This is a genomic window from Streptomyces sp. NPDC007971 (genome assembly GCF_042958635.1).
Lineage (GTDB): Bacteria > Actinomycetota > Actinomycetes > Streptomycetales > Streptomycetaceae > Streptomyces.
Genome location: NZ_JBIBJK010000057.1, coordinates 1 through 5729 on the forward strand (window position 1 = coordinate 1; position 5729 = coordinate 5729).

The 5729-nt window shown below is 75.0% G+C and carries 2 protein-coding genes; both read right to left on the bottom strand.

The window, feature by feature from the left end:
- The coding region (locus ACFZCP_RS45645) for a beta-ketoacyl synthase N-terminal-like domain-containing protein (protein WP_391443132.1) at positions 1–266 on the bottom strand (266 nt) is incomplete at its 3' end.
- 201 nt (positions 267–467) lie between these two features.
- Entirely contained in the window at positions 468–5705 is a 5238-nt protein-coding gene (locus ACFZCP_RS45650; RefSeq protein ID WP_391443134.1) for an SDR family NAD(P)-dependent oxidoreductase, read from the bottom strand.
- Positions 5706–5729 lie beyond the last annotated feature (24 nt).

A 5729-nucleotide genomic window follows, 5' to 3' on the forward strand; every position in this document is an offset into this window, starting at 1 on the left:
TGGTCCGGATCCGGGTGATACAGACCCTCCAGATCCCAGCCACGATCCACCGGGAAACCCGAGATCACATCACGCCGCTCGGCCACCACCCGCCACAGCCCCTCGGGCGAGTCCACCCCACCCGGGAACCGGCAGCCCATACCCACGACGGCGATCGGATCGTTGGTGCCGCCCTCCAGCTCGCGGACCCGCTGGCGGGACTGGTGGAGGTCGACGGTGAGGCGCTTGAGGTAGGAGACGAGCTTGTCGTTGTCCGTTGTCGTCATGGTGCTGATGCCCCCGTAGGCGTTTGTGAAGCTGTGCGTGTGCGTGGTCCGGACGTCGCTGTACGTGTGCGCGAAGCCGACGTCGCCGTCCCTGGGACGTGTCCGAGCGTGCCGCGCAGAGCAGGCTGGACGATCAGGGTGAGGTGCGGGCGAGTCGCCGCGGAGCGCGGCGAACCGCCCGGCAATGGTGTGGAGTCGGTGTCAGAGTTCCGAGTCGATGAACGCGAGGAGCTCGTCGACCGACGCCGACTTGACCCGCGCGGTCAGATCGTTGGGGTCGTCCTGGCTCCGCTGGGCCGGTACGCGGGCCTGCAGTGCCTGGAGTCGTTGGATGATCTCGGCCCTGGTCCGGTCGTCGGTGTCGGCCGGCAGGCCGGCGATCGCCGCCTCCAGCCGGTCGAGTTCGGCCAGGCCGGGTTCGGCCGTTGTGACGGTGGAGCCGGTGGTGTCGGTGGCGGCCGGGGCCAGTTCGGTGTGCAGGTGGGCGACGACCGCCTTGGGTGTCGGGCAGTTGAAGAGGAAGGTCGCGGGCAGCCGCAGTCCTGCGCCGGTCTGCAGCCTGTTGCGCAGCTCCACCAGGGTGAGCGAGTCGCAGCCCATGTCCTTGAAGGGCCGGTCGGCGGGAATGCCGGCGGCGGAGGACCGGCCGAGCACGGCGGCGGTCTGCACCCGGACGAGATCGAGCAGCACTTCTTCCTGCTCGGCCCGGCTCAGCGCGGCCAGCCGGTCGCGCAGGGTCTCCGTCCCGGGGGCCGCTGCGGTGGCCGGTGCCCGGGCCGGGCGGGGCGCGGCCGGGGCCAGGTCCCGTAGCACGGTGGGCAGGTGCGGGCCGAGCGCGCCGAGCGCGGCCCGGTCCAGACGGACGGGCACGAGTGCGGCGGTGTCCATGCGCAGTGCCGCGTCGAGCAGGGCCAGGCCCTCGGCCGGTTCGATGGGTGCGAGGCCGGTTCGGGCGAGCCGTCCCCGGTCGGCTGCGGTGAGGCCGCCTGCCATTCCGGCGGCACCGGTCGTTGCGTCGGTGCCCGGGCCTGCCGTGGCGGGATCCCACAGTCCCCAGGCCAGGGACAGCGCGGGAAGCCCGCGGGCCCTGCGGTGCTGGGCGAGGGCGTCCAGGTAGGCGTTGGCGGCGGCGTAGTTGCCCTGGCCGGCGCCGCCGATGACGCCCATGACGGAGGAGAAGAGGACGAACGCGTCGAGGTCCTGGCCGGCGGTCAGTTCGTGCAGGTTGCGGGCCGCGGTGGCCTTGGCCGCGAGGACGTTGTCGAGGCGTTCGGGGGTGAGCGCGGTGATCACGCCGTCGTCGAGCACCCCTGCGGCGTGCACGACGGCGGTGAGCCGTACGCCGGTCAGCAGGTCCGCGAGCGCGTCGCGGTCCGCGGTGTCGCAGGCGGCGAGGGTGACGTCGGCTCCCGCCCCGGTGAGCTCGGCGGCCAGTTCCGCGGCGCCGGGCGCGTCGGCGCCGCGTCGGCTGACCAGCAGCAGCCGGCGGGCGCCGTGCTCGGTGACCAGGTGCCGTGCGACGAGGGGGCCGAGGGCACCGGTGGCGCCGGTGACGAGGACCGTGCCGGCCGGATCGAGGACGGCGGGCAGGGTGAGGACGACCTTGCCGACGTGGCGGGCCTGGCTGACGTGGCGGAACGCCTCCGGAGCCCGGCGCACGTCCCAGGTGCTGACCGGCAGCGGGGACAGTGCCCCCGACGACAGCAACCGCAGGACGTCCGTGAGCAGTTCGGCGATCCGCTCGGTCGGTGCCTGGAGCAGGTCGAAGGAGCGGTAGTCCACGCCGGGGTGGTCTGCCGCGACCCGGCTCGGGTCGCGCAGGTCGGTCTTGCCCATCTCGACGAAGCGTCCGCCGTGCGGCAGCAACCGCAGTGAGGCGTCCACGAACTCCCCGGCGAGGGAGTCCAGGACGACGTCCATGCCGCGGCCTTCGGTGGCCGCGGCGAACGCAGTCTCGAAGTCCAGCGTGCGGGAGGACGCGAGGTGGGCGTCGTCCAGGCCGAGGGCGTGCAGGGCGCCCCATTTGCCGGGGCTCGCCGTGCCGTAGACCTCCGCCCCCAGCCGGCGGGCCAGCTGGACGGCGGCCATGCCGACGCCGCCCGCGGCCGCATGGATCAGGACGCGCTCGCCCGCGGTCAGGCCGGCGAGGTCGACCAGGCCGTGGTAAGCGGTCAGGAAGACGATGGGCGCGGAGGCCGCCTGTGCGTACGTCCAGTCGGCGGGCATGGCGGCGACCCGCCGGTGGTCTGCGACGGCCACGGGGCCGAACGCCCCGGAGAACAGGCCCATCACGCGGTCGCCGACGCCGAGGCCGGTGACGCCGGGCCCGGTCTCGGTGACCACACCGGCGCCTTCGAGGCCGAGCGGTCCGGGGTCGCCGGGGTAGAGCCCGAGGGTGTTCAGCACGTCCCGGAAGTTGACGCCCGCGGCGCGCACCGCGATGCGGACCTCGCCGTCGCCGAGCGGGGCCAGGGCCTGGGGCGAGGGTTCGAGTGCCAGGTGGTCCAGGGTCCCGCGTTCGCGCACCTCCAGTCGCCAGGCCGTCGTCCCGGCGGGCGGGACCAGGGCACCGTCCGGGGTGGCGGGGCCGATCCGGGGTACGAGCAACGCCCCGTCACGGACCGCGAGTTGTGGTTCCCTGCCGATCAGCGGCAGCGCGGTGCGGCAGTCGGCCGCCGACTCCACGTCCAGGAGTCCGATCCGCCCGGGATTCTCGGTCTGCGCCGAGCGCGCCAGCCCCCATACGGCCGCGTCGCCGGGGACCGCCACATCGGCGTCCGGTGCCGTGGCCACGGCTCCGCGGGTGACGAGCACCAGCCGGGAGCCGGCGAACCGGTCGTCGGCCAGCCACTCCTGGAGCAGCGGGAGCGCGCGGTGCACGGCGGGCCCGGCGCCGTCTGCCCGGCCGTCCGTGAGGTCCGCGAGGGGTGCCAGGACCACCGCGGGGAGGGGATGTCCCTCGTCGAGGGCCCGGCCCAGGGCGGCGAGGTCGGTGTGGTGCGGGCCGACGCCCGGACCGGCGGGGCCGAGTGAGGCGGCCGCCGGGGAGGGTTCGCGGTCCGCGGTGGCCGGCTTCCAGTCCAGGCGGTGGAGCGAGCGCGGGACGGCGAGGTCGTCGCCGGCGGGGCGCAGGACCAGTTCCTCGACCTCGGCGATCACCGCGCCGGACTCGTCCAGCAGGGTCAGTGACACCGCGTCCGCTCCGGTGGCGCTGATCAGGGCGCGGGCGGTGCGGGCGCCGGTCCGGTGGACGGTCACCCCGCGCCAGGAGAAGGGCAGCAGACGGCGGTCGGCGTCGGACAGTGCGGTCGAGACGACCGGGTGCAGGGCCGCGTCGAGCAGCGCCGGATGCAGACCGTAGGCGGCGGCGTCGGTGACGGACCGCGGCAGGGCGACCTCGGCGAGCAGGTCCGTGCCGCGCCGCCGGGCGGCGCGCAGGCCCTGGAAGACCGGGCCGTATGTGTAGCCCGCGGCGGCCAGGGCGGCGTAGTAGCCGTCGAGGGGCAGCGGTTCGAACCCGTCGGCGGGCCATCCGGTGACGGCCGTGGGGGCTGCGCCGTGCGGGGCGAGGGTTCCGGTGGCGTGCAGGGTCCACGGCCCGGTGGTGCCGTCCGGTGCTTCGGTGCGGGCGTGCACGGTCAGGGGGCGCAACCCGTCCTCGTCCGGCGCGGCGACGACGAGCTGGACCTCCGTGCGACCCTCCTCGGGGAGCAACAGGGGTGCGGTCAGGGTGAGTTCGGCGACCCGTGGGGTTCCGGTCCGTGTACCGGCGCGGACGGCGAGCTCGACGAACGCGGTGCCGGGCACCAGGACCGAGCCGAGGACGGCGTGGTCGGCGAGCCAGGGGTGGCTGCGGCGGCCGAGGCGCGCGGTCAGCACGGACTGTCCGGACTCGGCGAGCTCCACGGCGGGGCCGAGCAGCGGGTGGCCGTCCGGTCCCTCGGTGCCGTTCGCGGTCAGCCAGTAGCGCTCCCGCTGGAAGGCGTACGTGGGCAGGCCGGGCGTCCGCCCCGGGCCGAACACGGCGTGCCAGTCGGGGCTTCGGCCGCGCACGTGCAGGGCGCCGAGCGCGGCGGCCAGGGTACGACGGTCGGAGCGGCCGCGACGCAGTACCGGGACGAACGCCGACGCGTCGTCGTCCAGGCAGTCCTGGCCGAGTGCCGACAGCACACCGTCCGGGCCGAGTTCGAGGAAGGTGCGCACTCCCAGGTCACGGAGCGCGGCCAGGCCGTCGGACAGCCGTACCTCCCGGCGCACCTGCTGGACCCAGTAGTCGGCGGTGATGTCGACGGGCCGGCCGGTGACGGTGGACACCATGGTGAGGTGCGGCTGCGCGTACGCGATGTCCGCGGTGACGGCGGCGAACGCGTCGAGCATCCCCTCCATGCGGTGGGAGTGGAAGGCGTGGCTGACGACGAGCCGGCGCGTCTTGCGGCCGGCGGCGGCGAACTGGGCGGCGACCTCTTCGACGGCCTCGACGTCGCCGGAGATGACCAGGGCCGCGGGGCCGTTGACGGCGGCGATGCTCACCTCGTGCCCACGGCCCTCCAGCAGTGCGCCGACCTCGCCCCGCGAGGCCTGGACGGCCATCATCGCGCCGCCCGGCGCCAGTGCCTGCATGAGCCGGCCGCGGGCCGCGACCAGCGTGCAGGCGTCCGGCAGGGTGAGGATTCCGGCGACGTGGGCCGCGGCGAACTCGCCGATGGAATGGCCGAGTACGGCGTCCGGTGCCAGGCCCTGCTGCTCCAGCAGCCGGAACAGCGCGACCTGGAGGGCGAACAGGGCGCACTGCGTGTTCTCGGTGCGGTCGAGTGCCTCGGCGTCGTGGAACATCACCTCGCGGATCGGCGGTGTGCCGGGCACGGAGCCGCGGCAGGCGTCGAGTGCGCCGCACACCTCGTCGAGGGCGGCGGCGAAGACCGGCTCGGCCCCGTACAGCTCGTGTCCCATGCCGACCCGTTGGCTGCCCTGCCCGGTGAAGAGGTAGGCGAGCCGGTCGTCGGAGTGTGCCGTGCCGACGGTCAGCGCGGAGTGGGGTTCGCCGCGGCCGAGCGCGGCCAGTGCGGCGACGGCCTCGGCGCGGTCCTCGGCGGTGACGGCGGCGCGCTGGTCGAGCGCGGTACGGGTGGTGGCCAGGGCACGGCCGAGGGCACGGTCGGGTACGGCGTCCAGGGCGTCCAGGGCGTCGAGGAGTGCCGCGGCCTGGGCGCGCAGCGCCGGTTCGGTGCGGCCGGACAGCACCCACAAGGGGGCCTGGTCGTCGTGCCCGGGTCCGGCTTCGGGGGTGGGCGGTTCGGCCGGGGCCTCCGCGAGGACGACGTGGGCGTTGGTCCCGCTGATCCCGAAGGACGACACACCCGCCCGCCGGACCCGGCTTTCGTCCGCGGGCCACGGACGCGGCTCCGTGAGCAGCTCCACACCACCCGAGGCCCAGTCCACCAGCTCACTGGGCTCGCCCACATG